General features: G+C 66.6%; 27 protein-coding genes and 1 pseudogene. 10 read left to right on the top strand and 18 right to left on the bottom strand.

Annotated features, from left to right (window positions below):
• Positions 1-23: 23 nt before the first annotated feature.
• Positions 24-497, bottom strand: a complete 474-nt coding sequence (locus F817_RS0112480; RefSeq protein ID WP_024327959.1) for an ArsI/CadI family heavy metal resistance metalloenzyme — start codon at positions 495-497, stop codon at positions 24-26.
• Positions 498-598: 101 nt separating this feature from the next.
• A complete protein-coding gene (locus tag F817_RS0112475) occupies positions 599-976 on the bottom strand; it encodes a helix-turn-helix transcriptional regulator (RefSeq protein WP_024327958.1) in 378 nt (125 codons plus the stop codon).
• Between the two features lie 56 nt (positions 977-1,032).
• Between F817_RS0112475 and F817_RS14400 the strand changes: the two genes are divergently transcribed.
• On the top strand, positions 1,033-1,764 hold the full coding sequence (locus F817_RS14400) for a VOC family protein (protein ID WP_024327957.1): 732 nt from the start codon (positions 1,033-1,035) through the stop codon (positions 1,762-1,764).
• A 99-nt stretch (positions 1,765-1,863) separates the two neighbouring features.
• Here F817_RS14400 and F817_RS0112465 read toward each other — a convergent pair whose 3' ends face one another.
• The gene (locus tag F817_RS0112465; protein WP_051132352.1) at positions 1,864-2,409 is read right to left on the bottom strand and encodes a histidine phosphatase family protein; all 546 of its coding nucleotides are present in this window, start codon (positions 2,407-2,409) and stop codon (positions 1,864-1,866) included.
• 91 nt (positions 2,410-2,500) lie between these two features.
• Positions 2,501-3,022 carry a DsrE family protein gene (locus tag F817_RS0112460; RefSeq protein WP_024327955.1) on the bottom strand — a complete coding sequence of 174 codons (522 nt, stop codon included), beginning with the start codon at positions 3,020-3,022 and terminating at the stop codon, positions 2,501-2,503.
• A 311-nt stretch (positions 3,023-3,333) separates the two neighbouring features.
• Here F817_RS0112460 and dapC point away from each other — a divergent pair, with 311 nt between their 5' ends.
• The 4 genes from dapC to F817_RS0112440 are packed head-to-tail and all read left to right on the top strand — an operon-like array spanning position 3,334 to position 6,290.
• Positions 3,334-4,527: a succinyldiaminopimelate transaminase gene (dapC, locus tag F817_RS0112455; protein ID WP_024327954.1), complete on the top strand. Its 1,194-nt coding sequence runs from the start codon at positions 3,334-3,336 to the stop codon at positions 4,525-4,527.
• 45 nt (positions 4,528-4,572) lie between these two features.
• Positions 4,573-5,394 carry a 2,3,4,5-tetrahydropyridine-2,6-dicarboxylate N-succinyltransferase gene (gene dapD, locus F817_RS0112450; RefSeq protein ID WP_018145491.1) on the top strand — a complete coding sequence of 274 codons (822 nt, stop codon included), beginning with the start codon at positions 4,573-4,575 and terminating at the stop codon, positions 5,392-5,394.
• The gene (locus F817_RS0112445; RefSeq protein WP_024327953.1) at positions 5,387-5,740 is read left to right on the top strand and encodes an ArsC family reductase; all 354 of its coding nucleotides are present in this window, start codon (positions 5,387-5,389) and stop codon (positions 5,738-5,740) included. The genes dapD and F817_RS0112445 overlap by 8 nt, the downstream gene beginning before the upstream one ends.
• A 13-nt stretch (positions 5,741-5,753) precedes the next feature.
• Complete coding sequence (locus F817_RS0112440; RefSeq protein WP_024327952.1) at positions 5,754-6,290, top strand: DUF2062 domain-containing protein; 537 nt, start codon at positions 5,754-5,756, stop codon at positions 6,288-6,290.
• 6 nt (positions 6,291-6,296) lie between these two features.
• On the opposite strand, the gene F817_RS0112435 is transcribed toward F817_RS0112440, so the two are convergent.
• The 3 genes from F817_RS0112435 to F817_RS0112425 are packed head-to-tail and all read right to left on the bottom strand — an operon-like array spanning position 6,297 to position 8,075.
• A complete protein-coding gene (locus tag F817_RS0112435; protein WP_024327951.1) occupies positions 6,297-6,509 on the bottom strand; it encodes a hypothetical protein in 213 nt (70 codons plus the stop codon).
• Complete coding sequence (locus tag F817_RS0112430) at positions 6,497-7,276, bottom strand: type III pantothenate kinase (protein ID WP_024327950.1); 780 nt, start codon at positions 7,274-7,276, stop codon at positions 6,497-6,499. Before F817_RS0112430 ends, F817_RS0112435 begins: the two co-directional genes overlap by 13 nt.
• Positions 7,269-8,075 (bottom strand): biotin--[acetyl-CoA-carboxylase] ligase, encoded by an 807-nt coding sequence (locus F817_RS0112425; RefSeq protein WP_024327949.1) that lies wholly within the window; start codon positions 8,073-8,075, stop codon positions 7,269-7,271. Before F817_RS0112425 ends, F817_RS0112430 begins: the two co-directional genes overlap by 8 nt.
• A gap of 139 nt (positions 8,076-8,214) precedes the next feature.
• On the opposite strand from F817_RS0112425, the gene F817_RS0112420 reads away from it, so the two are divergent.
• Complete coding sequence (locus F817_RS0112420) at positions 8,215-8,937, top strand: transglycosylase SLT domain-containing protein (RefSeq protein ID WP_024327948.1); 723 nt, start codon at positions 8,215-8,217, stop codon at positions 8,935-8,937.
• A 6-nt stretch (positions 8,938-8,943) separates the two neighbouring features.
• On the opposite strand, the gene F817_RS0112415 is transcribed toward F817_RS0112420, so the two are convergent.
• On the bottom strand, positions 8,944-9,264 hold the full coding sequence (locus tag F817_RS0112415) for a DUF2007 domain-containing protein (protein WP_029681130.1): 321 nt from the start codon (positions 9,262-9,264) through the stop codon (positions 8,944-8,946).
• Between the two features lie 49 nt (positions 9,265-9,313).
• Positions 9,314-9,931 carry a hypothetical protein gene (locus F817_RS0112410; RefSeq protein ID WP_024327946.1) on the bottom strand — a complete coding sequence of 206 codons (618 nt, stop codon included), beginning with the start codon at positions 9,929-9,931 and terminating at the stop codon, positions 9,314-9,316.
• 466 nt (positions 9,932-10,397) lie between these two features.
• On the opposite strand from F817_RS0112410, the gene ppk1 reads away from it, so the two are divergent.
• Entirely contained in the window at positions 10,398-12,482 is a 2,085-nt protein-coding gene (ppk1, locus tag F817_RS0112405) for a polyphosphate kinase 1 (protein ID WP_024327945.1), read from the top strand.
• A 48-nt stretch (positions 12,483-12,530) separates the two neighbouring features.
• Here ppk1 and F817_RS14560 read toward each other — a convergent pair.
• The 4 genes and pseudogenes from F817_RS14560 to egtD form a co-directional block, all read right to left on the bottom strand.
• Positions 12,531-13,092 (bottom strand): annotated as a pseudogene (locus F817_RS14560) (hypothetical protein); the annotation flags it as partial.
• A 34-nt stretch (positions 13,093-13,126) separates the two neighbouring features.
• The gene (locus F817_RS0112395; RefSeq protein WP_024327944.1) at positions 13,127-14,626 is read right to left on the bottom strand and encodes a Ppx/GppA phosphatase family protein; all 1,500 of its coding nucleotides are present in this window, start codon (positions 14,624-14,626) and stop codon (positions 13,127-13,129) included.
• 2 nt (positions 14,627-14,628) lie between these two features.
• A complete protein-coding gene (locus F817_RS0112390; protein ID WP_024327943.1) occupies positions 14,629-15,141 on the bottom strand; it encodes a histidine phosphatase family protein in 513 nt (170 codons plus the stop codon).
• A gap of 5 nt (positions 15,142-15,146) precedes the next feature.
• Positions 15,147-16,169, bottom strand: coding sequence for an L-histidine N(alpha)-methyltransferase (gene egtD, locus F817_RS0112385; RefSeq protein WP_024327942.1), 1,023 nt, complete (start codon positions 16,167-16,169; stop codon positions 15,147-15,149).
• An 83-nt stretch (positions 16,170-16,252) separates the two neighbouring features.
• Here egtD and egtC point away from each other — a divergent pair, with 83 nt between their 5' ends.
• The 3 genes from egtC to F817_RS0112370 all read left to right on the top strand — a co-directional run bounded on the left by egtC (position 16,253) and on the right by F817_RS0112370 (position 19,317).
• Positions 16,253-17,035 (top strand): ergothioneine biosynthesis protein EgtC, encoded by a 783-nt coding sequence (egtC, locus tag F817_RS0112380; protein ID WP_024327941.1) that lies wholly within the window; start codon positions 16,253-16,255, stop codon positions 17,033-17,035.
• 15 nt (positions 17,036-17,050) lie between these two features.
• Positions 17,051-18,256 (top strand): SUMF1/EgtB/PvdO family nonheme iron enzyme, encoded by a 1,206-nt coding sequence (locus tag F817_RS0112375; protein ID WP_024327940.1) that lies wholly within the window; start codon positions 17,051-17,053, stop codon positions 18,254-18,256.
• Positions 18,257-18,567: 311 nt separating this feature from the next.
• Entirely contained in the window at positions 18,568-19,317 is a 750-nt protein-coding gene (locus tag F817_RS0112370; protein WP_024327939.1) for an SIMPL domain-containing protein, read from the top strand.
• 179 nt (positions 19,318-19,496) lie between these two features.
• Here F817_RS0112370 and F817_RS0112365 read toward each other — a convergent pair whose 3' ends face one another.
• From F817_RS0112365 to F817_RS0112345, 5 genes are all read right to left on the bottom strand, one after another.
• Positions 19,497-20,186, bottom strand: a complete 690-nt coding sequence (locus tag F817_RS0112365; RefSeq protein ID WP_024327938.1) for a hypothetical protein — start codon at positions 20,184-20,186, stop codon at positions 19,497-19,499.
• 77 nt (positions 20,187-20,263) lie between these two features.
• Positions 20,264-21,508 carry a flagellar hook-associated protein FlgL gene (gene flgL / locus F817_RS0112360; protein ID WP_024327937.1) on the bottom strand — a complete coding sequence of 415 codons (1,245 nt, stop codon included), beginning with the start codon at positions 21,506-21,508 and terminating at the stop codon, positions 20,264-20,266.
• 10 nt (positions 21,509-21,518) lie between these two features.
• Positions 21,519-23,405: a flagellar hook-associated protein FlgK gene (gene flgK / locus F817_RS0112355; protein WP_024327936.1), complete on the bottom strand. Its 1,887-nt coding sequence runs from the start codon at positions 23,403-23,405 to the stop codon at positions 21,519-21,521.
• A 62-nt stretch (positions 23,406-23,467) separates the two neighbouring features.
• A complete protein-coding gene (gene flgJ, locus F817_RS0112350) occupies positions 23,468-24,508 on the bottom strand; it encodes a flagellar assembly peptidoglycan hydrolase FlgJ (protein WP_024327935.1) in 1,041 nt (346 codons plus the stop codon).
• A complete protein-coding gene (locus tag F817_RS0112345; protein ID WP_231369420.1) occupies positions 24,508-25,656 on the bottom strand; it encodes a flagellar basal body P-ring protein FlgI in 1,149 nt (382 codons plus the stop codon). The genes flgJ and F817_RS0112345 overlap by 1 nt, the downstream gene beginning before the upstream one ends.
• Between the last annotated feature and the right edge of the window lie 91 nt (positions 25,657-25,747).

Here is a 25,747-nt window from a genome sequence, read left to right as displayed (position 1 = left end):
TCCGTATCTGCCGGGGTGAAGCGTCAGCCGCAACCCTTGGCTTCATCGTCACGGTCTGGCTGGCACGCGCCGCTTGACGTCCCTTCCGGTACACAGCAGTCACCCATCCCTTCTTCATCCTGTGCGCCGAACATCGGGATGCTCCCGAGCGTGTGATAGCTCTCCCAGGCGATCCCGGCCGGATCGGTGGTCCAGTACTTGTCGGATTGCGCGTAGCAGCAATGCGTGCCCATCTCCTCGCGCACGTCCGCGTCGATGTCGTCCAGACGCCGGCCCAGCTCCGCGAGCTCGCCCGCCTCTTCGGCCTGGATGCCCAGGTGGTTCAGACCCACCGGCGCACCGCGCGCCGACACCGCGAAATTGACCCGCGGGTCCTCCAGCATCCATTTCGCGTAGTCGCCCTTGACCACGCTCGGCTCGGCCGCGAACAGCTGCGAATAAAAGCGGATCGCCGGGCCCAGTTCCGGCACGGAAACGTGCAGGTGCATGCGCTTCATGGATCATGACTCCTCTCGCGGATCGGCCCGGGGTCCCACTGGCCTTCCCGGGTGAACCCGGCCCGGCTCGGTTGTTGCGGTCCCCACGCGGGGCGCGCGGTCTATCGGACTTGCCGACCCGGCACTCGCAGAGCCGCTGTGGCTTCCGTCTCCCCTGCACAGCCCAGGGCCGCAGGCAACGCGCAGCCGTCAGAGTCGGCCGCGCAGCAGTTTTCGGTCAGGTAGGCGACCAGGTCCTGCATCGCGTCGAGATTCACCCGATAGCGCTGGTAGCGCCCTTCCTGCGTGACCGTCAGCAGACCCGCCTGCGTCAGGGTCTTGAGGTGAAACGAGAGGTTCGTGCGCGGCAGTTCCAGGGTTTTGGCGATCTCGCCGGCGACCAGCCCGTCATGGCCGTGACGCACCAGCAAGCGCACGATGTCCAGGCGAATGCCGGAGGCCAGCGACTCGAACATGTTGGTGGCGGTGCCCTTGTCCATATGCCAAAGCGTCAATTATCCTTGAACTATTGTCAACCATTTTCCGGAGGAACGCCATGGCCCAGATCCTGCCCGTGATCGGATCGCTGGAGCCCCGCTTCCAGCAAGTACTCGAGCGCGTCCTGGGCGAGTTCGACCTGCGCCCCGACCCAGTCACCGTGGATGAACCGGGGACCGGTAAGCCCGTTTCGCTAAACAAGACCGCCTCACGGGCCCTGCGCGAGGCCGGCACGGCCTTCTACAACTGGGATTTGCTGTTTGACAATCTCGGTCCGGACGACGTCGATGGCGAGATCGAACCCAAGCTGCGCGAGCGCGTGCGCATCCTGCAGGCCGTACGCGAGCTCGACCCGGGCTTCGCCTCGCGGGAGTTCCACGGGAGCATCCGCGTCCATGACCTCGCCACATCGGCCCGCTTCTACACCTGGCTGTTCGGAGTCGAGCCCGCCGAATGGACGCACCGTTACGTGACCTTCCTGCGCCCGGACACCCGCACCAACTTCGTGCTGCTGGTGAATGACGGCATGACCCTGAATCACGACACGCTGTTCCATCTGGGGATGGGCGTCGCGGACAAGCACACGGTCGTGCGCGCCTGGCAATCCGCGCGCAACAACGACTTCCACGTCGAGAAACCACCGCGCACAACCTGGCGTGGCACGCCCCTGCACGAATTGTGGCTCAAGGACCCGGACGGCACGCTGATCGAGATCTACGCCATGCTCACGCAGGAGGAACTGGAACAGATGCCGCCAGACCAGGAACCCGTGTTTCTGGTTCAGGAATAACGTCCGACGGCCAGTCCGAAAAAAGAACGGGGCCCGGAAGGGCCCCGGCAGACTTCGCGGCGCTACGGGGGTCACCGCTGGCCGCGCGGTCCAGCCCTGCTAGTGATAGCTCTCCACCGGGATCACGCCCAGCACCTCGACGCTGCCCATACCCTCCGGACGCATCACCACCAGGCTTCCCGCTTCCACATTCTCGAACACGATGGTGTTGATGTTGGGCCGGTGCGAAACCAGGAACAGGTTGCCCGCACCCTCGAATTCACTCATCCGATCACGCACATCCTCGATCAACCACTCGGATTCGCCTTCCGGCATCGCGGCAATCAGGTTCAGTGCATCCCAGCGCTCGTATTCGCCAAACACCGCCTCGGCCGTTTGCCGGGCCCGACAGAATTCACTGCTCAGCACCCCGTCGACTTCTATCCCGCGCTCCTTCAGCGCCCTGCCGAGCGCTTCGGCCTGGGCCCGGCCCTCGTCTGTCAGTTGTACCTCTTGGCTGCAATCGCCGCCCGCGTCCAGGTGCATGGATCGTTCGGCCTCGGCCTCCTCGGATTTGGTGTGGCGCAACAGCACGACCTTGCCCCCTTCCGCCAGGGCTTCCCACAGGGCCTCGTCGGCAATCGCGGTGGTCGAAACACCGAACATCGCGGCCCCCAAAACGGTGCTGGCAAACAGCACGCGCGAACGGAGCAACACGGATCGAGCGAAGTTCACGATATTCACGTATGACATCTCCTCAGTTGCGGTAGGCATGCATTACGGCATACCCCTCATGATGCAAGTCACCCAGCTGAACGATGCCTGAATCGACCCGTTCAATCGGCTGGTAGAAGGCGTCCATGTCCAGGCCTACGGCTGCGCGCGTGCTATCGCACAACTCCAGGCTTACGTTATGCAGATTCACCAGTTGCATCAGACGTGACCGAAGTTCGCCGCGCTGTTCGGCGAATTCGCCGTCGGGATCAACCTCGAACGGCGTTCCCTCCATGTTGTCATCGGTGACAAAACGGATGCCCTGTGCGCGGAACACGAGGCGGATGTCGTAGTCGATCAGTCGACCTTCGTAAGCCTCCACCATGCTGTTGATGCTGCCGAGCATCGAGCTGTACTGGGAAGGGTCTTCAAACCCCACGTGCCAGGCGATCTTGCGCTCCTCGAACGCCAGCGCCTGTGACGATGCCAGCGCCATCAGCAGGGACGCCAGCACCAAGGCCGGAAGGGGTACGGTGAAATAACGGGAAAGACGGGCTCTGTTCATCTCCAACACTCCTCGCGCTTGCGGAACCTTCCCCGGGGTTCCATTCATCATTCCGGAACGATGCAGTCGAACCACCCACGTCGAAGCTGCCCTTGCGCTTGTTCTTGTTGGCGTCGGATTTCCACTCAAATGGCAGGGCTTTGCATCGTACTTTAGGAAACCCGGCCGGCAAACACCAGTCACGGCGAGATGTACTTTCGATGGAAATTGGCCCGGTCGTCGCTGGTCTGTCGGGGTTTTTCCGCGGGGCATCGAGGCCCGGTATACTGCGCGGTCTTCCGTTCAACTCCGACCACGACGCCCGAGCCGCCATGAACCCGCGCCTGGACCGGCTACAGCCCTATCCGTTCGAACGCCTGCGCCGGCTGTTCGCGGACCTGCAACCGCCTGCGGACCGGGAGCCCATCGCGTTGTCGATTGGCGAGCCGCGTCACGCACTGCCCGATTTCGTCGAACCCGTCCTGCGGGCCTCCCTCCAGGGCTTCAACCACTACCCGACCACACGCGGCGAACCGGCCCTGCGCGAGTCCATCGCGGCGTGGCTGCAACGGCGGTTTGACCTGGGCAATGTGGACGCGGAACGGCAGGTGCTTCCGGTCAGCGGAACCCGCGAGGCCCTGTTCGCGATTGCCCAGGCGGTCGTGGCGGAGAAGCCCGGTGCCCGCGTGCTGATGCCGAATCCGTTCTACCAGATCTACGAGGGCGCGGCGCTGCTCGCCGGGGCCGCGCCGGCCTTCTACGACCTGGCGCCGGAGAACGGCTACCTGCCCGACTTCTCGGCGGTCGACCCGGCCACCTGGGAAGACGTGCAGCTCGTCTACATCTGCAACCCGGGCAACCCCGCCGGGGCCTGCATGTCCGAGGCCGCGATGCAGGATCTGATCCGCCTGGCCGAGCGCCATGACTTCATCATCGCGGCGGACGAATGCTACTCCGAGATCTACCACCCCGATGGCGAGCCGCCGGCCGGCCTGCTGGGGGCCGCGGCGCGCATGGGCAACGCCGCATTCGAGCGCTGCATCGTCTTCCACAGCCTGTCCAAGCGCTCCAACCTGCCGGGGCTACGCTCTGGTTTCGTGGCCGGCGATGCGGCCCTGCTCGAGCGCTTCGCGCTGTACCGGACCTACCACGGCTGCACCCTGCCGCCGCCGACCCAGGCCGTCAGCCGCGCCGCCTGGTCAGACGAGGCCCACGTGACCGAGAATCGTGCCCTCTACGCCGAGAAATTCGCCGCGGTGATCCCCATCCTGGAACCGGTCCTCGACGTGCAGACGCCGGCCGCCGGCTTCTACCTGTGGCCGCGCGTGCCGGATGGTGACGACGAGGGCTTTGCCCGACGCCTCTACGGCGAGGCGGGGGTCACGGTCCTGCCGGGGCGCTACCTCTCCCGGACCGACCCGGAGACCGGGCACAATCCCGGGGCCGGACACGTGCGCATGGCGCTGGTCGCCGCGCCCGCCGCCTGCATCGAGGCGGCCGAGCGAATCACTGCGCTTTATCGTTAACGCCACTCATCAATTTATTTTTCATTGCCTTAAAGGGAATACCTAATGTCCGACATCCAGAGCACCATCGAAGCCGCCTTTGAACGCCGCGCCGACATCAACCCGCGCAACGTGGAAACCAACGTCCGCGACGCCGTGAACGAGGCGCTGGATATGCTGGACACCGGCCGTGCGCGCGTCGCCGAGAAAAAGGACGGCGACTGGGTGGTGAACGAATGGCTCAAGAAGGCCGTGCTGCTGTCGTTCCGCATCTCCGAGAACGAGTTCATCAAGGGCGGCTTCACCAACTACTACGACAAGGTCCCGTCCAAGTACGCCGACACCTCCAGCCGCGACTTCCGCGAGGCGGGCGTGCGCGTCGTGCCCCCGGCCACCGCCCGTCGCGGGAGCTTCATTGCCCCCAACACCGTGCTGATGCCGTCCTACGTGAACATCGGCGCCTATGTCGATGAAGGCACGATGGTGGACACCTGGGCCACGGTCGGCTCCTGCGCCCAGATCGGCAAGAACGTGCACCTCTCCGGCGGCGTGGGTATCGGCGGCGTACTGGAGCCGCTGCAGGCCGCCCCGACCATCATCGAGGACAACTGCTTCATCGGCGCGCGCTCCGAGGTGGTCGAGGGCGTGATCGTCGAGGAAGGCGCGGTCATCTCCATGGGCGTGTACCTGGGCCAGTCCACCCGCATCTACGACCGCGAAAACGACGAGATCCTCTACGGCCGCGTGCCGGCTGGCTCCGTGGTCGTCTCCGGCAACCTTCCGTCGAAGGATGGCAAGTACTCGCTGTACTGCGCCGTGATCGTGAAGCGCGTGGACGAGAAGACCAAGGCCAAGGTGGGCCTGAACGCCCTCCTGCGCGATGTCTGAGATCGCGCTCTACGGCATCGCCAACTGCGATACCGTCCGCAAGGCTCGCCGGTCGCTGGATGCGGCCGGCGTGGGCTATCGCTTCGTGGACGTTCGCAGGGACGGGCTGGAGGCGGATCGGCTGCGCGGCTGGGTCGACGCCGTCGGCTGGGAGACCCTGGTCAACCGGCGCGGGACGACGTGGCGCCAACTATCCGAGGAGGAGCGCGAGGGAATGGATGCGGAACGCGCCATCGCGCTGATGCTCGAACACTCGGCGCTCATCAAGCGGCCCGTCATTGAGCAGGACATCGCGATCACCGTCGGCTGGACGCCCGAGACCGCGGCCCGGTGGGGAGCGGCCTGAGCCCCCCGCAGCCATGCTGAGGCGGGCCAGCATCCGCTGGCGGGCCTTGCGCTGGCGCGCCCACAACTGGCTGGCCCGTCATCCGCGCCTGCATTCCGGGCTACATGCCGCCGGGAGCATGAAGAGCGGCCCGGAGGCGATGGCCCGCGGGGTCGCCATCGGTCTGTTCATTGGACTGACGCCGACGGTCGGGTTTCAGACCGTGTTGATCATCATCCTCTGCATCGCGCTGGCCGGGAATTTTCCAACGGCCTTCGTGGCCTCGTTCGTCAGCAACCCCTTCACCGCGGCGCCCCTGTACTGGGTCTTCCATGAACTCGGGGAAGCGGTCTTCCGCTATATCCCGCTCCTCGCCCAGGATATGGACGCCTGGTATCTGCAGGGGATCGGGGACGAGATCACCTATACCCTGCTGGGCAGCCTGTTGATCGCCACGCCCACGGCCATGGCCGGCTACTGGGCTTCCCGCCAACTTTCGGCCGCCTGGCAACGCCACCGTGACCGGCGCCGGGCCGAACGCGCTGCCCGCCGTGACCGCCGTGACCGCTGAACGCTGTTACCAGCGCGATTCCTCCGCCACCGCGTCGCCCGAAACGGCCCCTTCCGTCACCGGCCGTTCCACTCGCACATCGAGCAGTTCGACCCTGCCTCGATCGCGTTCCACGGGCGGCACACCCGCATACGGGTCCGGATCCAGGCGCCCGTCGTGCCAGGTCCAGGCGAAATACCCGAGGTTCACCAGTGCGAGCGACAGGATCAGCCAGCGCATACGGCATCGTCCCAGCGCGACAACTCCCAGAGCCCGTCGAGCACCAGGTTGGGGACGATTCGCGCCTCCTCGCGCAACAGCGGCGCAAGCCAGTAGGCATCGCCCCCAGTCAGCCAGCAGGCGGCGGGTTCCCCGAGGTCGGTGCGCGATCGGGCAATCAGCCCGTCCAGCGCACCCGCGAGTCCCAGGCCCCACCCTCGCTCGAGCGCATCCGCGCTGTTCAGCCCCGGCGCTGGATCCAGGTCTTCCGGCCACTGGGAGGCCTCGCGCGGCGCAATACGATCGGCCAGACGCGGCTGTAGCGCCTCCCAGCCGAGCTGTCGCCCCGGCAGCAAGTACCCACCGGCGTGCTGTCCGTCGGCATGCAGGACGTCCACGGTCACCGCGGTCCCCGCATCGACCACGATAACCGGCGTATCACCACAGGCGCGCGCGGCCACCAGCGCGCAGTACCGATCCACGCCCAGTTGCCCTACGGCATAGTCACTATGCAGGCCGTTCGGCCCGACGGCCACCGCCTGGACCGCATGCACCGCCGCGCCAAGACCGGCGGCCGCGAGTTCCCCGGAAAACTCCAATCCCCGGTCTCCTGTCACCCGCGAAACCCACACGGCCGTGAGCGGCGACGCCTGCGCCATGGAGGCCAGCGCGCGGACACAACCCGCGGGCTCCCGGGTCGCCCCGGACCCCGTCACGTCGCCATCCGGGCTGCGCACCTGCCATTTGACGCGGCTACTGCCGATATCCACCAGTGCGATGTCACCCATGTTCACATCCCCGTACCGAAACCTCGCCCGAATGCAGGTGCCGCACCGCCCCATCATCGAAGACCGCGACCAGACAGCCACTGGCTGGATCAATCCCGAGTGCCCGCGCATGCGCGCCATCGCCCAGCACCTCGATGGCATGCCCCCTCAGCAGGTCGATCCGTTCCAGCTCGGCCTCCAGCGGCGCAATCCCCTCACGCAACAATACCGGATGCAGACGACATTGCCGCTCGATCACCCGGGCGGCCAGTTCCAGCCACTCCGGCGCCCCTCCGGGGAAGTGGCTGGCGAGATCGGTCACCGCGCGCTCCAGCCCCAGCGTATCCGCGGACTCACGGTTGATCCCAATGCCCACGATAAGCCAGCCCGGACGGTCAGGTCCCGGCATCCGCTGCTCCACCAGGATCCCGCCCAGCTTGGCACCATCCACCATCAGGTCGTTCGGCCATTTGAGCCGCACGCCTTCCAGACCCAGGCCCTCCAGGGCCTGGACAACCCCGATGCCCACACCGACTGGGTAGGATGGCGGAACCCGTCCGTGCGGGATCGGCCATGCCAGCGACAGGGCCAGGCTCGCGCCGGGTCGCGCATGCCAGATCCGGCCGCGCCGGCCGCGCCCCGCCGTCTGGCTCCTTGCCAGGCAAGCGCGTGGCACATCCCCGGCTGCGGCGGCCGTCTCCAGCAGATAACGATTGGTCGAGTCGACCGACTCCAGCACCTCGACCGTCGGAACCGCCACCGCGCCGCCCGCGAGCAGGCCGTCCACCCACTCTTTAAGCCGTGCGCTTTCAGCGGCCATAATGCAGACTGTGAACGGGGTCTCGGTCATCGGGATCGGTACTCGGCTCGCAGCGGGGCCAGGGAGAACAGGGGTGGGGTTGTACACAAGGCACCATGGTAAGCATTCCGGCCGGGCGCCGCTGCGCCTGCTCGTACTGCTGGCAGGTCTGGTGCTGGCCGGGAGCAGCGCCGCCGAACTCTACACCTACCGTGATGCCTCCGGCGCCCGGGTCCTGACCGACGAACGCCCGCAAGGCGTCCCCTACGAGACCATCCGCTCGCCCGCGCGCACCGGCACGGCCACCCCGGCGCCGGGTGGTGGCGACTGGTCCCCCAGCCAGATCTTCGTGTTCCAGGGCCCGGGGGGCGAGCGCCTCGTCACCAACCAGCACCGGCAGGACAACGGCATGGAGCTGATCGCCACCTACGGGCGTCCCACCGCGCGCGCCCGCTGCGGCGAGCGGGCACGCCATGCCCTGGCCACCGGGGGTGGCGAGTTCGCGGATCTCATCCACACGGCGGCCACCCGCCAGGGTGTCGACCCGGCGCTGGTGCAATCGGTCATACACGTGGAGTCCTGCTTCGATCCGCAGGCGGTGTCGCGGGTGGGCGCGCATGGCCTGATGCAGCTGATGCCCGCGACCGCCGCCGACCTCGGAGTCACCGACCGCTTCGATCCCGCCCAGAACATCGATGGCGGGACCCGCTACCTCGCGGCCATGCTCGATCGCTTCGGGGGTAACCTGGATCTCGCGCTGGCCGCCTACAATGCGGGCCCCGGCGCGGTGGAACGCCATGGCGGCGTACCCCCGTTTCGCGAGACCCAGACCTACATCCAGCGCATCCGTGCACAGTACACCGGCAACGGACGGGCCCACTGACCGGGCTCAGGTCCGGGGCTTCTCCCGCCCGCAGTTCCAGCACTGGGTGAACTGGGGCTCGATCACCTCGCCGCAGCGCGGACACTTCCAGTCGCGGCCGTCGTGTTCCGGCTCGCCTTCGAGGTATTCCAGGATGATGGCGCGGGCCTCCTCCGCCTGTTCTTCGTGCACCACCATGATGCGGGCCCAGGTCTCGGTCGGCGGGACTTCCCCGACCGCGCCGTACAGTCCGGCCTGGTTAACATAGGCCGGGATCCCGGCCTCCTGCAGCAGGGTCTCGATGAACCCGGCCATCACCGGGTCGGCGGCGGAATAGACGGTCCTCATAAGGGAAACCGTAGCACGCGGCCCGGACCCGGCGCAGCGGCGGACGTGTCTACTGCACGGTGCCCTCGTTGGCAGCCTGGAAGTACTCCATCGCCTTCTGGATGGCGAAGAACGGGGCCTCGTCCAGGGCGGTCCGGGTGTGCGGCAGATTGATGTCCGCGTGGTATTTGCGCATCGCCAGCACGTGGATCGGCAGCTCGCGCGCGAACATCGGATTCTCGAAGTTGAAGTACTGTCCCAGCCCCAGCACAAGATCCTGGCGCTCGTCGGCGTCCAGGCTCTCCGGGGATACGCGCACATCGGGGAGCTGTCCGGCCTGCCCATCGACCGATACCACCACCTGACGGTCCCCGTCGGCTGCGGCCGGCACCGCGTCGCCACTCACCAGCTGCAGGTTCTCCGACAGGTCCAGGTAACCCTTCGACAGGATGTGACCGTGGGGCTGGAACACCTTGCTGGACATATTCACCGCCCAGAGCTCCAGGGTCTCCTTGAGGTCCTGGGCGGCCTGGACCTCGCCGAGGGCGAACAACTGCTGGGCATAGAGGATGTCCCAGACCCAGACCTGGCCGTACTCGGGCAGCTCGCCCTCGGCGGACACCGAGACCTTGCGCAGCTCCGGGTTCGCATCATCGCGGGCATGCAGTGTCAGGGAAAATTCGGCCAACGGACTTCTCCTTACGGCAGCGGGTTTTGCGCTGCATGATCAAGCACTGAATTATAGCCGCCCCGGTGCATATGCCGCAGTTCAGACACGCGGCCCGGGGACATCGATCCCGGCCGCCAACCCCGTTCACGGAACTGACATAATGCCGGAGGGAAACACTGGTTAATCTACACGTTCGCGTTGGTGCCCCATGTTTCCCGAGACAAGGCGCGGTGCGCAGCCGGTAGTGGGGCTACCGGTAAGCGCCGCAACGCTGCATCGGGGAACATGGGGCACCAACCCCACAAACTATTGAACGCAGGGGCTCGGCCGATTTTGCGCGCGCACGGCGTTGCGGTTCCCTTGTGCAGAATGCTGCACGGCAGTCACCGCGCCTTGTTCGCACGCAAAATCGACTCGAGCGCGAACGTGTAGATTAACCAGTGTTCCCCTAGACTCTCGGTCCCACTTCTGCCGCGAGTCGTGCATGCCGGATGCCGACGTGACCCAAACCGATCTGTTCCTCAATCGCGAACTGTCCCTGCTGGAATTCAATCGCCGGGTGCTCGCCATCGCCCAGGACCCGACCTTCCCGCTGCTGGAACGCCTGCGCTATCTCAGCATCTCCTCCACCAACCTGGACGAGTTCTTCGAGGTGCGCGTGGGCTCCCTGCGCCAGCAGGTCGAACTGAACGTACAAGCCCCGGGACCGGATGGCCTGTCGGCCGCCGAACAGCTGCGCCAGATCGCGCCGCTCGCCCACGAACTGGTCGAGGCACAGTACCGCACCCTCAACGATGAACTGATCCCGGCGCTGGCCGCCGAAGGCGTCCACTTCGTGCGCCGCACCCACTGGGACGCGGCCCAGCAGGAATGGGTGCGGGAATACTTCCGCGAACAACTCCAGCCGGTCCTCAGCCCGATCGGCCTGGACCCGGCTCATCCGTTCCCGCGCATCCTCAACAAGAGCCTGAACTTCATCGTCACCCTCAAGGGCAAGGATGCCTTCGGGCGTGAATCCGGCCGCGCCGTGGTCCAGGCGCCGCGTTCCCTGCCGCGCCTGGTACGACTGCCGCGCGAGGTCGCCAGCGGCGACAACGACTTCGTGCTGCTGTCGTCCATCCTGCATGCGCACGTGGACGAGCTGTTCCAGGGCATGAAGGTCACCGGCTGCTACCAGTTCCGGCTGACCCGCAACTCGGACCTGTTCGTCCAGGAAGAGGAGATCGACGACCTGTTAAACGCCCTGGAGGGCGAGCTACCTCAGCGCAACTACGGTGCCGGCGTGCGCCTCGAGGTCGCGGACAACTGCCCGCAGGAGGTCGCGGAGTTCCTGCTGCAGCAATTCCACCTGGAGCCGGACGACCTGTATCAGGTCACGGGCCTGGTCAACCTGAACCGTCTGATGGCCGTGCACGAACTGGTGGACCGGCCGGACCTCAAGTTTCCCCCGCTGGTCCCGGCCCTGCCCCGCAGTGACACGAGCGGCAGCGGCATCTTTGCCTGCATCCGCGACCAGGAGTTGCTGCTGCATCACCCCTACCAGTCGTTCATGCCGGTGGTCGACTTCCTGCGCCAGGCGGCGGCGGATCCGCGGGTGCTGGCCATCAAGCAGACGCTCTACCGCACCGGCACCCGCTCGCCGCTGGTCGAGATCCTGATCGAGGCGGCGCAGGCCGGCAAGGAGGTCACCGTCGTGATCGAGCTGCGGGCGCGCTTCGACGAGGCCGACAACATCGAACTGGCCAACCGCATGCAGGACGCCGGGGTCCACGTCACCTACGGCGTGGTCGGCTACAAGACCCACGCCAAGCTGGCGCTGGTCGTGCGCCGCGATGGCGACCGCATCACCCGCTACGCCCACCTGGGTACCGGGAACTATCACTCCGGCACCGCCAAGGCCTATACCGACTTCGGCCTGCTGACCGCCGACCCCGTGCTTACCGAGGACGTCCACCGCGTGTTCCTCCAGCTCACCGGCCTGGGCAAGGTGACCCGGCTGCGCCAGCTGCTCCAGGCGCCGTTCCGCCTGCACGACGCGATGCTCGAAAAGATCCAGCGCGAGATCGACAACCACCAGGCCGGGAAGCCCGCCCGCATCATCGCGCGCATGAACTCGCTCAACGAGGCGAAGATCATCCAGGCCCTCTACAAGGCTTCGCAGGCGGGCGTCCCTATCCAGCTGGTCGTGCGCGGCATCTGCAGCCTGCGCCCCGGGGTGCCCGGCGTCTCGGAAACCATCGAGGTGCGCTCGGTCCTGGGGCGGTTCCTGGAACACTCCCGCGTGTTCTATTTCGAGAACGGCGGCGAACCCGAGGTGTTCCTCTCCAGCGCCGACTGGATGCCGCGCAACTTCTTCCGCCGCGTCGAGGTGGCCTTCCCCGTGCGCGACCCGGAACTGCGCGAGCGCGTGGCGGAGGAGTCGTTGTTCAACTACCTGCGCGACACCACCACCGCCTGGGCACTACAACCCGACGGCAGCTACACCCGCATCCGGCCAGCCGACGGGCAGGAACCGTACTCGGCACAGGAATCCCTTTCCGCCCGGCTGGCAGGCTCCCCCAGCGGCTGACACAGCCGTTCCCCGTCGGCTCCAGGACCCATCGCGGTCTCGATTCGGCGACTGCGCCTCCGACCGTGGGGCATCGTGCATCCCGCCCAGCAGGCTAACCTCGGCGTCGCCGTGGCGCAGCAGGTCCTGCAGCAGGACCACGATCCCCGCCACGCACAGGAACAGCCCGAAATTCAGGCCGATCGAGACTGCACATGGCGGAGCACAAAGAAGAATTCCGCCTCCTGCACCGGAATCCACAGGATCGGCGCCATCACCCCCAGCAGCGCCACGAATGCGTACACCATGAACCGGATGAAGTGGACGGGAACCCGCCGGATGCTCAGCCCGTACACGATGGTCGCCACGATCAGGACGCTTGCCGTCGCCTGGACCGCAATCATCGCGCGGTCGGTGATGAAGATCGTGCGGCTCTCCTCGTCGGTGGCCTCGCTCAGCCCGCCGAACCCTGCCACCAGGATCGCGTTGCCGATCACGTAGGCCAGGCTCAAGAAGAAGGGCAGCCCAGCAGCGGGTTGTGACGCATCAGCCGGAACCCGGTCGCCGACCACCAGATGCCGATCCACAGTGGCACCGCGAGTACGTAGATCCAGACCACCAATGTCAGCATCCTGCGTTCTTTGTGTCAGGTTCGGAATAGGGGCTCACTCGAACTCCAGCACCAGCTTGTTGCGCGCCCACTCCTCGCGTTCCGTTTCCAGATCGGCGCGCGTTAGCGGGTGGGTATCCAGCCAGTCGGGCGCGAAGGTCAGCGTCAGACCCTCCTGCGTCGCCTCGATCCGTTCCAGCGGGACGGGGTCCGGCGCCCGCGAGCGATGCAACAGCACCGCCAGGCGCAACAATGCCGCCATGGACAGCAAGGGCCGGGCACGGCCCTCGCGCACGCCGGACAACAGCTTGGGCTTCAGCGAGCGTCGGTGCAGCCGCACCAGCAGCGCCAGTTCAGCCTGCTCGGGCTGCGAAAAGCCCGGGAGGTCGGCCCAGGCGAGGATGTATTCCCCGTGCTTGTGGTACTTACTGTGCGCCAGCGCCAGGCCGATCTCGTGCAATTCCGCCGCCCAGTCCAGCCGCTCGGCATCATCCTCGTCGAGTCCCCAGGCCGCGCGCGCGGCCGTCACCAAGCGCGCCACCGTCGCCTGGACCCGATCGGCCTGCGCCGCATCCACCGCGAAACGCCGGCGCAGGGTGTGGATGGTGCGACCGCGCACGTCCTCGTGCCGGAACCGCCCCAGGAGATCATGCACCACGCCCTCGCGCAGGGCCCCTTCCGAGGGATGCAGGCGTTCGATTCCCAGGGCCTCGAACGAGCCCAGAAGCACGGCCAGGCCGCCGGCAATCACCGGGGCCCGGTCCTCGGCCAGCCCGGGAAACTTCAGGCCCTCGATCGCCCCCTGCTCGATCAACGCATCGCGCAGCGCCTCCAGGTTCTTGCGGCTTACACCGGGCGGCACGTCCAGCCCCGCCTCGTGCACCATGCGGTCGAGCGCCAGGATCGTACCGGAGGCCCCCAGCGCCTGATCCCAGCCCTGTTCGCGGTAGGCCGTCGCGATCGGCTGCAGCTCCTGTTCCGCCCGAAGCTGTGCCGCGGCAAAGGCCTTGCGGGTCAACCGGCCCTCCGCGAAAAAACGCCGCGTGAACGTCACGCAGCCCATCTCCAGGCTCTCGGCCAGGACCGGTTCGAAGCGCTCGCCGATGATGAACTCGGTGCTGCCGCCCCCGATATCCATCACCAGCCGGCGTCCACTGTCATCCGCCAGCGTGTGCGCCACGCCGAGATAGATCAGCCGCGCCTCCTCGCGCCCGGCGATGATCTCCACCGGATGTCCGAGCGCTTCCTCGGCCGCCCGCAGAAAGGCCCGGCTGTCGCGCATCTGGCGCAGGGTGTTGGTCCCGACCACACGGACATGCCCGCGCGGGAGTTGACGCAGGCGCTGGCCAAAGCGGTCCAGACAATCCAGGGCCCGCTGCGCGACCTCCGGATCCAGCTGGCCATCCGGGGCGAGACCACTGGCGAGACGCACCATCTCCTTGAGCCGGTCGACCTTCAGGACCTCGCCCTCCTGACGCCGGGAGACGATCATGTGAAAACTGTTGGACCCCAGATCCACCGCCGCGACCGTCTGCGCGTCATTCCCCGGCTGCATATTCAACTGGCCGCCCCCCCGGCCATCCGTTCCAGAACCTTCCGGGGCAGATGCCAGTCCAGCTGCATCGGCCCCGGCAACTGGCCCGTCAGACCGCAGGCATCGCCCTTGCCCATGTGTACGAGACTCCGACCGCCGGCGGCGCCCAGAAGGCAGCTCGCCAGCAGCGAAAGATCGGGTTCATGGCCCACCAGCACCAGCCCGCCATCCGCCGGAAGGTTGCGCGCCAGGGATTCGACCTCCAGCCCCGCGGGCTGCCCCGGGGCGAGCCATTTCTTCTGTCGTATCGGGACATCCAGCGCCTGCGACAGCGGAATCGCCGTCTGCCGGGCACGCAGATACGGGCTGCAAAGGAGCTCCACCGATTCCGGCAGCATCTCGCCGAGCGCCTGCGCCATGCGCACCGCGCTGACCTGGCCCTTCGCGGTCAGCGGACGGTCGCGGTCCGTCCCCTCCCAGTCACCGGGGTTCCCGGCCTGCGCGTGCCGGATCAGCACCAGGCGCGGTGCTCGCATATTGCTCAGGCCACACCCGGGCGCAGCAGGAACAGGGAGTACCAGTCCTCGGGGGCGGACCATTCGGACTCGTGTTCGAGCCCCGCGATCGCCAGCAGCCGGTCAATCGCCGCGCGACTGAACTTGCGCGAGATCTCCGTACGAATCGCCTCGTCTTCCGCGATTTCGAGCCGGGCCTCCGGTTCCGACACGTGCACCACCTGATCGCGGCGCGACACCAGATGCATCTCGATCCGCGACTGGTCCTCCACGAAGGGTGCGCGATGTTCGAACCCCTCCGGATCGAAGTCCGCTCCGAGCTCGGTATTCAGCACCGCCAGCAGGTTCAGGTTGAACGCCGCGGTCACCCCCGCCGCATCGTTGTAGGCCGCCTCGAGCACCGGGCGCGGCTTGATTCGGTCCAGCCCCAGCAGCAACCGGTCTTCCGGCTTCATGGTCTCGCGGATTCGCCGCAGCAGGTCCCCCGCCTCGGCATCCTCGAAATTGCCCAGGCTGCTGCCGAGAAACGCGAACAACCGTGGACCATCGGCCAGCGCCCCGGAGACCTCCCCCAAATGCGCCAGCGCTGCCGTGTAGTCCCCGCACAGGCTGTCCACCTGCAACTGCTCGAAGCGCTGCAACAGACGTACGCCCGCCTCGTCCAGGATCTCGCCACAGACATCGTTCGCGACGTAGTGCGGCTGTGCGACCCGTGCGGCCAGGGCCTCCAGCAGATACTCGGTCTTGCGCGAGGTGCCGCTGCCCAGCTCGAACAGCGTGCGCGCCCCGGACGCCTCCATGATCGCGCCGGCGTGATGCTCCAGCAGCTCCGCCTCCAGGCGCGTGGGGTAGTACTCCGGGGTGTCACAGATTGCGTCGAACAGCTGCGACCCCCGTGCATCGTAGAAATACTTGGGCGGCAGGGACCGCGGGGGTTCCAGCATTCCCGCGCGGAAATCGGCCAGCAGCTCGGCGTGGGCGTCGCGCTCCTCCACCACCCGGCGGCTGTAACGGGGAGTCATGCGGGCAGCGCTGGGGTCGGCGAACATGCGGGCTTCCGTATCGAGAGGGTTTGCGGCACGCTAGCATGAAACCCCGGACGCCCCAACTGCCCCCAGGGAAGCGCTGACCAATGTGCCGACATCTCGCTTATCTGGGTCCGCCGATCGCGCTGCGCAGCCTGATCCTGGACCCGCCGCATAACCTGATCGAACAGGCCATGGCACCGCAGGAGCTGGTGTACGCGCGGGTCAACGTCGATGGGTTCGGCTTCGGCTGGTTCGGCCAGGGCGGGGTCCCGCGTCATTACCGTCGCGCCGATCCACTCTGGCAGGATCCGAACCTGGAGGATCTCGCCAGCGACATGGCCCAGCCGCTGTGGATCGCGGCCATCCGCAGCGCCACCCCCGGCTTCGGCGGTGACACGGTCAACGCCCAGCCCTTTGCGCGCGACGGTCTGCTGTACAGCCACAACGGCCTGATCGGGCGTTTCCGCCCGGATATCCGGCGTCAGATCCAGAACATCCTCAGCCAGGAGATCGAGGCAAGCATCGAGGGCACCACCGACTCCGAGCACTTGTTCGCACTGATACGGCAATACCTGGCTGACGACGACAACGCCACGCTGGAAGGGGCGCTGGGTGAGGCCTTTTCGACGCTGGAGGCCTGGATGGGCGAGGAAACCGCGCTGCTGAACGTGATCCTGTCCGATGGGCGCCGTGTCATCGCCAGTCGTCACGCGATCAATGCGCCCTGCCCCAGCCTCTACTACACCACGGACGACGAGACCTTCCCCGACGGGGGCGTGGTCGTCGCCTCCGAGCCGCTCACCGATCGCGAACGCTGGCGCCCGGTTCCGCCCGGCCATCTGCTGATCCTGGACCCCGACGAACCGCCGGAACTCCTGGCGCTGTAACCCGCTCCACCAGATATGAATGCCGTCCATCCGCAGCCCGGTGCAAACCCGCACCCATCCGACCTCCTGGACTGTCTGGCCTCCCAGCACGACCGCCTGAACGCAGCACTGGAATCCACGCCGGGGAATGAATGGCGCAATCAGTACCACCCGGACCTGAGCCCCATTGGCTGGCATTACGCCCACTGCCATTTCATCGAGGCGGTATGGCTGCACGAACGCATCCTGGGCGAGCCGCCGCCCGCCCGACGCAACTGGCATGACCTCTATTGTCCGGAGCGAAGCCCGAAATGGCGTCGTGGCGGCAGGCTCCCGCCACGCGCATCGCTGCTGGAATGGGGGCAGGCCTGCCAGCAACACCACCTGGATCTGCTGCACAGCCACCCGGACGTGCGGCGGCACCGCCTGCTCGAGAACGGCTATCTGGCCGGCTTTCTCGCGCAACACCACGCGATGCACCTGGAAAGCCTCGAGCAGGTCCGCTGGTTCGCCCGCCTGCGGCGCCCCGAACGACCCAGCATCCAAAAGCCGACGCCCACCCCCGGCACCAGCAGCGACTGGATCGAGCACCCGGGGGGCGACCACGTCGCCGGAAGCGAAGCGATCACCGCCTTCGACAACGAACGCGGATGTCACACCATCCGGATGGCGCCCCACGCCATCCGCTCGCATCCCGTCTCCAACGCCGAGATCGCGACGTTCGTCGACGCGGGGGGCTATCGCCCCGGCCCCCACTGGGACGCTGCCGGCCGGGCCTGGCTGGAACAAACGGGGGTCACGGCCCCCCTGGGCTGGGGCTGCCTGGCCGACGGGACGCGGGTCCAGACCCTGCCGGACGGCACCCGGCTGCTGGACCCCCATGCACCTGCCGTCGGGCTCTCCTGGTTCGAGGCCAGCGCCTACGCGCGCTGGGTGGGGGGCCGCCTCCCCCACGAACACGAATGGGAACACGCCGCCCAGGCCGGCCGGCTACGGGGCACGGGGCAGGTATGGGAATGGTGCGCGAACACCTTTCAGCCCTACCCCGGGTTCCGGCCCTACCCCTACGAGGAATACTCCCTGCCCTGGTTCGACGGCGAGCATTACGTCCTGCGGGGCGGCAGCACCTGGAGCGACGCGCTACTTACGCGTTCCACGCTGCGCAACTTCTTCACCCCCGACAAACGCCACGTGTTCGCCGGTGTACGGCTTGCACGCGACCTCCAGGGAAACACGCACTAATGTATCCATACGCGCTGGTAGCCCAGATATTCCGGGACCAGGCACGGCCCGTGGCCGGAAGGGGTTCTACCGGCCCATTTTTGACCGGTTCGGGCCGCAACGCAGAAGCGGCGGCCCTGGGATACCAGTCGCACAAGCAATTGAAGGCAAGGGCTCGGCCGCCCGTTGTTGACAAAAACGGGCGCGCGCACAGCGTTGCGCCTCACCGGTAACCGCATGACTGCACGGCGACCCAAGTGCCTTGTGGCGTGCTAGAGCGACGCAGCAACGGGCGTGTACACACAACAGGATTTCCCTCGAGGCTCATGATGATGCAAACCCGCCACAGCCGCCCCGTACCCGTCCGGTCCTGGCTCCTCACTGGTCTTGCCGCACTGGCGCTGGCGCTCCCGGGGAGCGCGATCTCCAGCGATGGCAGCACGACGCTGACCCTGACCGGCAAGACCGAACGCCAGGTCGCCAACGACCACATGACCGTACTGATGACGACCGAAGCCCGCGCGCCGGAGGCGGCCACCGCGGCCGCTGCCGTGAACCGCAACATGGAGGCCGCACTGGCACGCGCGGCAGAACACGACGCGGTCGAGGCGCGCACCATTGGCTATTCGACCCGCGCCATCCACGACTCCGATGATCGAAGCCGGATCAACGCCTGGCAGGTACAGCAGAACCTGGAATTGAACAGCGGCGACTTCGACGGACTGGGCGAGCTGGTCGGCAATCTCCAGCAACACGAATTGACCGTCAGCCAGATCCGCTTTTCGCTGAGCCCCGAGGCACGCCAGGAACACCGCGAGGCGATGATCGAAGAAGCCATGGAGGACCTGAAGGAACAGGCGCGGGTCATCGCCCGTTCACTGGGGGCCACGCATCTGCGCACACTGGACGTGGAACTGCCGGATGAGCACTACGACCGCCCACAACCGATGATGGCCATGCGCGCGATGGACGAATCGGCCAGCCAGCCGTCGCTGGAAGCCGGCCATTCGACCCTGAGCCTCAGCCTGCGCGGGCGCCTGCAGGCCCTGGGCGCCGAGACGCTGCGCGTCACGCCGCGTTAGCGCGAAAACCGAACCCGTAGGGTGCTGTGAGGCGCCAGCCGAACCGCACCGGTATTATGCCGGCCTCGGCCCCAAGCGCCCCAAGCGCCCATCGGTGCAATTCGCTGCGCTCATTGGCACCCTACATTGTTCATCATCGTGGGATAGCCCCTGGACATCAGAGTTCGCGAAAACGCCCCTCAGCGGGCCAGTGCCAGCACCAGTTCGCCATCACGCACCTCGACCGACTCAATGCCCGCGCGCAGCTGCTGGAAGGGCTCCAGCGCCAGCAGATCCTCGTCCTTCAGGCCACCCAGCCAGGCATCCGGAAGCGGGATTCCAGCCACACTGACACCCACCAGGCGCGCGTGCACCCGCCCCGCGTCGGTCTCAAAGCGAACGCCCGAGCGCACATTCACGACGCGCCCGCCCAGCAGGGGGACATCCGCCGGCACATCGATGCGCACCCGGGTGCTGACCTGCCCCGGCGTCAGCCGGATGGCCACCCGTCCCGCCAGGTCCGGGTCCCGGGCAATGAGGGCGTTCAGTTCGCGCTCGCTGAAGCGCACCTCGCGCGCCTCGGCCCGTTCCTCGTAAAGCTCGGGGACCAGCGGCTCGGCCTCGGCATCGAGATCGATGATCGGGTCTCCGGGCGCCTGATCCGGGCGGGGCTCGGCATCGCGCGGCCCCAATGCCTGCAACTTGGCCTCCAGCTCCGCCTGCTCCTCGACGTCCAGCGTCACCGCCTCGGGCTCGCCCGACTGCAGGTGGATCACGCCCCAGAATCCTGCCCACAGTGCAGCCAGGATCAGCAGGACGATCAGATAGCGCGGGGGCCGCCCGGTGGAGCGATACTGGATGGGCGCGGAGGGTTCGTTGTTCTTGGCCATGCCGGACTCTCGCAGATCAGGACGGCGTCATGGTCGCACAAAGGCGCAACCATGGCCCGCCCGGCTAGGGACGCGGATCAGAGGAAGTCGAACAGCGACAGGCGATTGACCTGGGTATAGGTCTGCTGCGCGGCCTGCAGGGCCACCTGCTGCTGGTTGAAGCGGCTGATCGCCTCGGCATAGTCCAGATCGCGGATCTCGGACACCGCGCTGTTCAGGTCCACCAGCCGGTCCTCGTTCAGATCCTTTTGCTGGTCAAAGGTCTTCAGGCGCGACCCCACCTCGGCGCGGATGTCACTGAAATTCCCAAGCACGGCATCCAGATCCGCCAGCGCGGTGTTACTGGCCGTGGCCAGATTCGCCCGGCTGGCACCATCGGCTCCGCCCTGCTCCAGGGCGTAGATGATCGCATCCAGGGTATCGAAGACACTCTTGTCCTGCGCCGGCCTGGACAGGACCATGTCCAGCTCATCAGGCGTGCCACTCACCGTGACGGAACGGCCTTCAAACTCGATCGCCGCTCCCGGGACATAATTGCCTTCTACAACTACATCGTCTTCGTCCGCCACCTCGCCATTCTCGTCCGCCTGGTACACGCCATAGCTAAAACTGCCATCTTCGTTTCCCTCGAACCGAATCAGAAAGTTATCAGTGGTGTTCAGGGCGGCCTGGTCACTTACCCCAGTCTGCTCCACAACCAGCCGACCGGTGTTTTCGGGATGCGCGGCGGCCCCAACCCGTCCGTCGTTCTCGGGGATGGCCATGAACACTCGTTCGCCGGTGTCACCCACCGCAACCTTCCGGTTCGGGGAGATTGCGACCTCACGAACGCTGCCCGTTCCCTTGGCCCCGTCGTAGATGACTTCCCCGTCGCCATTCTGGCGGAAGGGCTGATCCAGAGACTTCGTACCGGCGAACAGGTATTCGCCATTGGGATCCTTAGTGTTCGCGATATCGAACATCCCGTCGCGCAGTTGACGCAGTTCGCCGGCGAGATAACTACGGGTCTCGTTGGTCTGGGAATCGTTATTGCCGGCCACCACCAGCTCGCGCGCACGCTGCAGCAGGTCGGTTCCGCTTTGCAGGGCCGATTCCTCCTGCTGCAGGCGCGGCTGGGTGTTGTCGATGTTGCGCTGGTACTGTTTGGTGGCCTGGATGATGCGTTCGAACTGGTTGACCTGGGTGGCACCGCTCGGGTCATCCGATGGCGACAGGATGCGCTCCCCCCGCCCCATCTGCAGCGAGGTCCGGTTGAGCTCCGTCTGGCCGCGCTGGATCTGGTCGATCCCGGTCTGGAAAATCTGGGTGGTCGAAATGCGCATCATCGTATCCCTAGCGGCGGACCGCACCGAGCAGTGAATCGAACAGCGAATTGCTGACCGAAATAACCTGGGCCGCCGCCTGGTAGGCCTGCTGATAGCGGATCAGGTCCGCCGCCTCTTCGTCCAGGTTGACGCCGGACACGGCCTCGCGCTGCGCCCGAGCCTGCTCCAGTTGCGCATCGGCCGATTCCTGCGCGACCTGGGCCTGGCGGGTGCGCGTGCCGACGTTCGCCAGCAGGCTGTTGTAGCCATCCCCGAAGGTCCGGTCACCACCCACCAGGCGTTCGTCTGAAAGCTCGTTCATCGCCAGCATGTTGCGGTTGTCGCCCGGATAACCTTCGTTGCTGCTGACCTCGAAGGTATCTCCATCCGCTGGCGTCCCACGGATCTCCATCTCCCAGCCATTGAATTCGATCGTGGTCACCCCGTCCGGTCCCAAATCGGCGACCTGATTACCATTTATAAGAAACCTTTCATCAGCAGCGTCATACTCCACCGTGACCGGGTCATCAGAATCCCAAGGATCACCAAGATCACTATCAACCGCTTGTACGGAACTGATCGTGGCTGATTGGCTATTGCCCTCACCGAGATCCGCCCGCACGGCAGCAGCGGCTGCAATCCCCGAGGGATCGGTCATGTCCACCGACAGATCCCGTGCGCCGTTGCGTGTCGGCTGGATCAGCCAGCCATCCCCTTCCACTGGTCCGGTAATCGTGTCTGTATCCACAACGATCCCGTCCGCCTCAAGGACTCCATTGCCACTCGCCACGACCTCACCATCCGACAGCTTCCGCAGTTCATAGTCCGTACCGTTATAACTTAGGCGGTAATCGGACGTGGTCAGGTCGCGCACTTCGCCGAATTCGACAGACGGAACATCGTCAGACTCATTGCCGGGGAAACTGCGCACCGCCGGATCACCGATCCCGAAGATATCCGCGCCCAGCTCGTCGTTCAGATCCAGCCCCAGGTTGTTCTGCTGGTTGTACTCCGCCCCGATGCTGATCGCGAGCCGACCCAGGGTGTTCTGGGCCTCGTCGATGATCCCGGTGCGAGTCTCCAGCAACGCACCCAGCTCGCCGCCCTGGATGAAGCGGGAGATGTTCACCGGGTCACCACTGGTGGCCAGCCCGATGTCCGGGGAGCGCGGGTCGCCCGTGAGCGACTCGGCGACCAATTCACGGTTGTTGCCGCCCAGTACCAGCGCCTGGCCATTGCCGACGAACACATTGACCGCCCCGTCATCTTGCTCGGTAATGCGGACGTTCACTTTCTCCGCCAGCTGGTTCAGCACGCGGTCGCGCTGGTCCAGCAGGTCGTTCGGGGTGCCCTGGGTGGACTTGGATACGATCTCGCGGTTGAGCCCGGCGACCGCCTCGGTCAGGGAGTTGATCTCCTCGACGTTGGTGCGGATCTGCCCGTTGATGATGTCGCGCTGCTCCTCGATGCGCCGGTCGATGGAGGCAAAACGCTCGGCCAGGGATTCCGCCTCGGTCAGGAAGACCGTGCGCGCGGCGCTGGAGGTCGGATCGTTGGCCAGGTCCTGGCCGGCATCGAAGAAGTCCTGCAGCACCGGGGTCAGGCCGGAACTGGAGCTGCCGAGCAGGTCGTCGATGCGCCCGGCCAGCGACGCCTTCAGCTCGGCGTTCGACTGATCGGAGATCGAATTGCGCAGCTGGGTGTTGACGAAGTCGTCGGAGATCCGGCGGATCGTGTCCACCTGCACGCCCTGGCCCTGGAAGCTGCCCCCCAGGAACTGCGGCGTCAGGTTGGACAGCTCGGTGCGCTGGCGGCTGTAGCCTTCGGTCGCCGAGTTCGCGATGTTGTTGCTGGTGGTCCCGATCGCACGCTGAAAGGCCAGCAGCGCGGAGGTCCCGATGCCGGACGCACTCATACCCGTGCCTCCCGCGACAACGCGTATTCAGTACACGGACTGGGCCATTTCTGCTTCATGCTCTACCCCTCGGTACGGGTAACGGCCGCATCGGCCGCGACTTGAGTCGATCCGCTGCCCTGGTGCGCGGCCAGCTGATCGCGCACCCGCAGGACCTTGTCCGCATACGCCGGATCCGTCGCATACCCGGCATCCTGCAGCTCGCGGATGTACTGCGCGTCATCGCCGGCCTGCAGGGCCCGGTGGTAACGCGGATTGTTGCGGATGAACTCCACGTAATCGGAGAACGATTCGGACGGATCGGCATAGGCGCGGAAGCGTGCCTGTTCCCGCTGCGCAACCCCCTCGCGAAACTCCAGGGTGCCCACGGAGACACGGTCGCCATCCCAGCGGCTGTCGGCCTTGATCCCGAACAGGTTGAAACTCGGCTGGCCGTCGGCCCGCGACGGCACGTGCTGCCCCCAGCCGGTCTCCAGCGCGCTCTGCGCCAGCAGGATGCCGGGCTCGACCCCGAGCTCGGCGGCGGCATCCCGTGCCAGCGGTTCCAGGGTCTGCACGAAATCTGCGGCATCCCGCGGCGGCCAGGCAATCGGCGCCGGTTGTGCCGAACCCGGTCGTGCGGCTTGCGGGCCGGTAGACTCGGGTCGCTGCGGCCCCACGGGCTGCAACTCGGCCTCGGGACCGCCCTGCAACGCCCGCAGGGTGTCCAGCTCCGAGCGCCGGCGGGGCAGTTCGAGCGCCGCCTGACGGTCGGGGTCGTTCAGGGACTCGGGGTCGGCGGGCTGCTGGGCGGAGAGCTGGCGCATCAGGGCATCACGCAGGCCGATGCCGTCGCCCTGGCTCATGGCCTTGGCGAACTCCTGATCCTGCATCTCCAGGTACATCTCGCTCTGGTCGTTGTCGAACAGGCCGTCGCCCAGAGAGGCCTCGCGCATCTGCTTGAGCATCTGGCCGATCAGCATGGCCTCGAACTCGCGGGCCACGGCTTCCAGACCCTTCTGATCGCCCGAACGCGCGCCCCGGGCCAGGTCCTGCAGACCACTGGGGTCCGAGGCCATGGCCGCGCGGGCCTGCGTCTGGGTATCGACGCCCGAGCCAATCATCAGATCACCACCAGCTCCGCACGCAGGGCACCGGCCTCGCGCAGGGCCTCCAGGATCGCGACCAGATCGCCCGGCGCCGCGCCCACGTTGTTCACGGCGCGGACAATCTCGTCCAGCGAGGTGCCCGGGTCGAACAGGAACATGGTGTTGTCGCCCTCCTCGATCGCGATGTCGGTATCCGGCTGGATGGCCGTCTCGCCCTCGCCGAAGGGCGCCGGCTGTACGACCTGAGGCGCCTCGCTGATGGTGACAGTCAGGCTGCCGTGGGATACGGCGGCCGGGGTCACCTGCACACTGGAGCCGATCACCACGGTCCCGGTGCGCGAGTTGACGATCACCCGCGCCGGTGGCGCGCCGCGTTCGATCGGCAGGTTCTCCAGCTCGGCCACGAAACCGACCCGGTGATCCGGGTTCGACGGCGCCCGCACCCTCACCGACGAGCCATCCAGGGCGTGAGCCACGCCCTGGCCGAAGGTATCGTTCACCGTCTGCACCAGGCGGTTCGCGGTGGTGAAATCCGGACGGTTCAGATTCAGGGTCACATGATCCCCCTGGGCAAAGGCCGTCGGGACCTCGCGTTCGACCGTCGCACCGTTGGGGATGCGCCCGACGCTGGGCACGTTCACGGTAATGCGCGAGCCATCGGTGCCCTCGGCGCCGAATCCGCCCACCACCAGATTGCCCTGGGCGATACTGTAGGTCTGCCCGTCCGCGCCCTTGAGCGGTGTCATCAACAGCGTGCCACCGCGCAGGCTGGTCGCATTGCCCATGGACGACACGGTAATGTCGATCCGCTGCCCGGGCTTGGCGAACGGCGGCAGTTCGGCCGTCACCATCACCGCCGCAACGTTGCGCAGCTGCGGGTTGCCGGCATCCGGTGTCAGGCCCAGCTGTCCCAGCATGTTGTTCAGGCTCTGCACGGTGAACGGGGTCTGGGTGGTCTGGTCCCCCGTACCATCGAGGCCGACCACCAGGCCGTAGCCGATCAACTGGTTGTCACGGACGCCGGAGACACTGGCCACATCCTTGACCCGCTCCATGTAACTGCGTTCCTGCAGGGCGGCTTGTTGCTGGATGGCCGTCTGGGCCGACACGGAGGCACTTCCCAGCCCACCCACCAGGAGCGCCACTAGGAGCAGCAGCCCCATCTGGCGCCAGTCTCCGCGCAGTACGGTCCGGCTGCCGGGGCCGTGTTGCTTGAGGGGTGTGGAATCCATGTCGTACCTCGCCACGGTCATG

Source organism: Thioalkalivibrio sp. AKL19, assembly GCF_000420165.1.
In the GTDB taxonomy this organism is placed as follows: domain Bacteria; phylum Pseudomonadota; class Gammaproteobacteria; order Ectothiorhodospirales; family Ectothiorhodospiraceae; genus Thioalkalivibrio.
The sequence above is the reverse complement of the archived record's forward strand: the minus strand, read 5'-3'. Positions and strand labels throughout refer to the sequence as shown.

Coding starts and splice junctions, on each gene's coding strand:
- F817_RS0112345 (WP_231369420.1), bottom strand. CDS start 25,656: ATGGGGCTGCTGCTCCTAGTGGCGCTCCTGGTGGGTGGGCTGGGAAGT.
- flgK (WP_024327936.1), bottom strand. CDS start 23,405: ATGAGTGCGTCCGGCATCGGGACCTCCGCGCTGCTGGCCTTTCAGCGT.
- F817_RS0112395 (WP_024327944.1), bottom strand. CDS start 14,626: ATGCAGCCGGGGAATGACGCGCAGACGGTCGCGGCGGTGGATCTGGGG.
- F817_RS14400 (WP_024327957.1), top strand. CDS start 1,033: ATGGCCCAGATCCTGCCCGTGATCGGATCGCTGGAGCCCCGCTTCCAG.
- egtD (WP_024327942.1), bottom strand. CDS start 16,169: ATGTTCGCCGACCCCAGCGCTGCCCGCATGACTCCCCGTTACAGCCGC.
- F817_RS0112430 (WP_024327950.1), bottom strand. CDS start 7,276: ATGGGTGACATCGCACTGGTGGATATCGGCAGTAGCCGCGTCAAATGG.
- F817_RS0112425 (WP_024327949.1), bottom strand. CDS start 8,075: ATGGCCGCTGAAAGCGCACGGCTTAAAGAGTGGGTGGACGGCCTGCTC.
- dapD (WP_018145491.1), top strand. CDS start 4,573: ATGTCCGACATCCAGAGCACCATCGAAGCCGCCTTTGAACGCCGCGCC.
- flgJ (WP_024327935.1), bottom strand. CDS start 24,508: ATGATTGGCTCGGGCGTCGATACCCAGACGCAGGCCCGCGCGGCCATG.
- F817_RS0112370 (WP_024327939.1), top strand. CDS start 18,568: ATGCAAACCCGCCACAGCCGCCCCGTACCCGTCCGGTCCTGGCTCCTC.
- dapC (WP_024327954.1), top strand. CDS start 3,334: ATGAACCCGCGCCTGGACCGGCTACAGCCCTATCCGTTCGAACGCCTG.
- F817_RS0112445 (WP_024327953.1), top strand. CDS start 5,387: ATGTCTGAGATCGCGCTCTACGGCATCGCCAACTGCGATACCGTCCGC.
- F817_RS0112460 (WP_024327955.1), bottom strand. CDS start 3,022: ATGAACAGAGCCCGTCTTTCCCGTTATTTCACCGTACCCCTTCCGGCC.
- F817_RS0112365 (WP_024327938.1), bottom strand. CDS start 20,186: ATGGCCAAGAACAACGAACCCTCCGCGCCCATCCAGTATCGCTCCACC.
- F817_RS0112480 (WP_024327959.1), bottom strand. CDS start 497: ATGAAGCGCATGCACCTGCACGTTTCCGTGCCGGAACTGGGCCCGGCG.
- F817_RS0112415 (WP_029681130.1), bottom strand. CDS start 9,264: ATGAGGACCGTCTATTCCGCCGCCGACCCGGTGATGGCCGGGTTCATC.
- F817_RS0112475 (WP_024327958.1), bottom strand. CDS start 976: ATGGACAAGGGCACCGCCACCAACATGTTCGAGTCGCTGGCCTCCGGC.
- egtC (WP_024327941.1), top strand. CDS start 16,253: ATGTGCCGACATCTCGCTTATCTGGGTCCGCCGATCGCGCTGCGCAGC.
- F817_RS0112440 (WP_024327952.1), top strand. CDS start 5,754: ATGCTGAGGCGGGCCAGCATCCGCTGGCGGGCCTTGCGCTGGCGCGCC.
- flgL (WP_024327937.1), bottom strand. CDS start 21,508: ATGCGCATTTCGACCACCCAGATTTTCCAGACCGGGATCGACCAGATC.
- F817_RS0112465 (WP_051132352.1), bottom strand. CDS start 2,409: ATGTTCGGTGTTTCGACCACCGCGATTGCCGACGAGGCCCTGTGGGAA.
- F817_RS0112375 (WP_024327940.1), top strand. CDS start 17,051: ATGAATGCCGTCCATCCGCAGCCCGGTGCAAACCCGCACCCATCCGAC.
- ppk1 (WP_024327945.1), top strand. CDS start 10,398: ATGCCGGATGCCGACGTGACCCAAACCGATCTGTTCCTCAATCGCGAA.
- F817_RS0112435 (WP_024327951.1), bottom strand. CDS start 6,509: ATGCGCTGGCTGATCCTGTCGCTCGCACTGGTGAACCTCGGGTATTTC.
- F817_RS0112390 (WP_024327943.1), bottom strand. CDS start 15,141: ATGCGAGCACCGCGCCTGGTGCTGATCCGGCACGCGCAGGCCGGGAAC.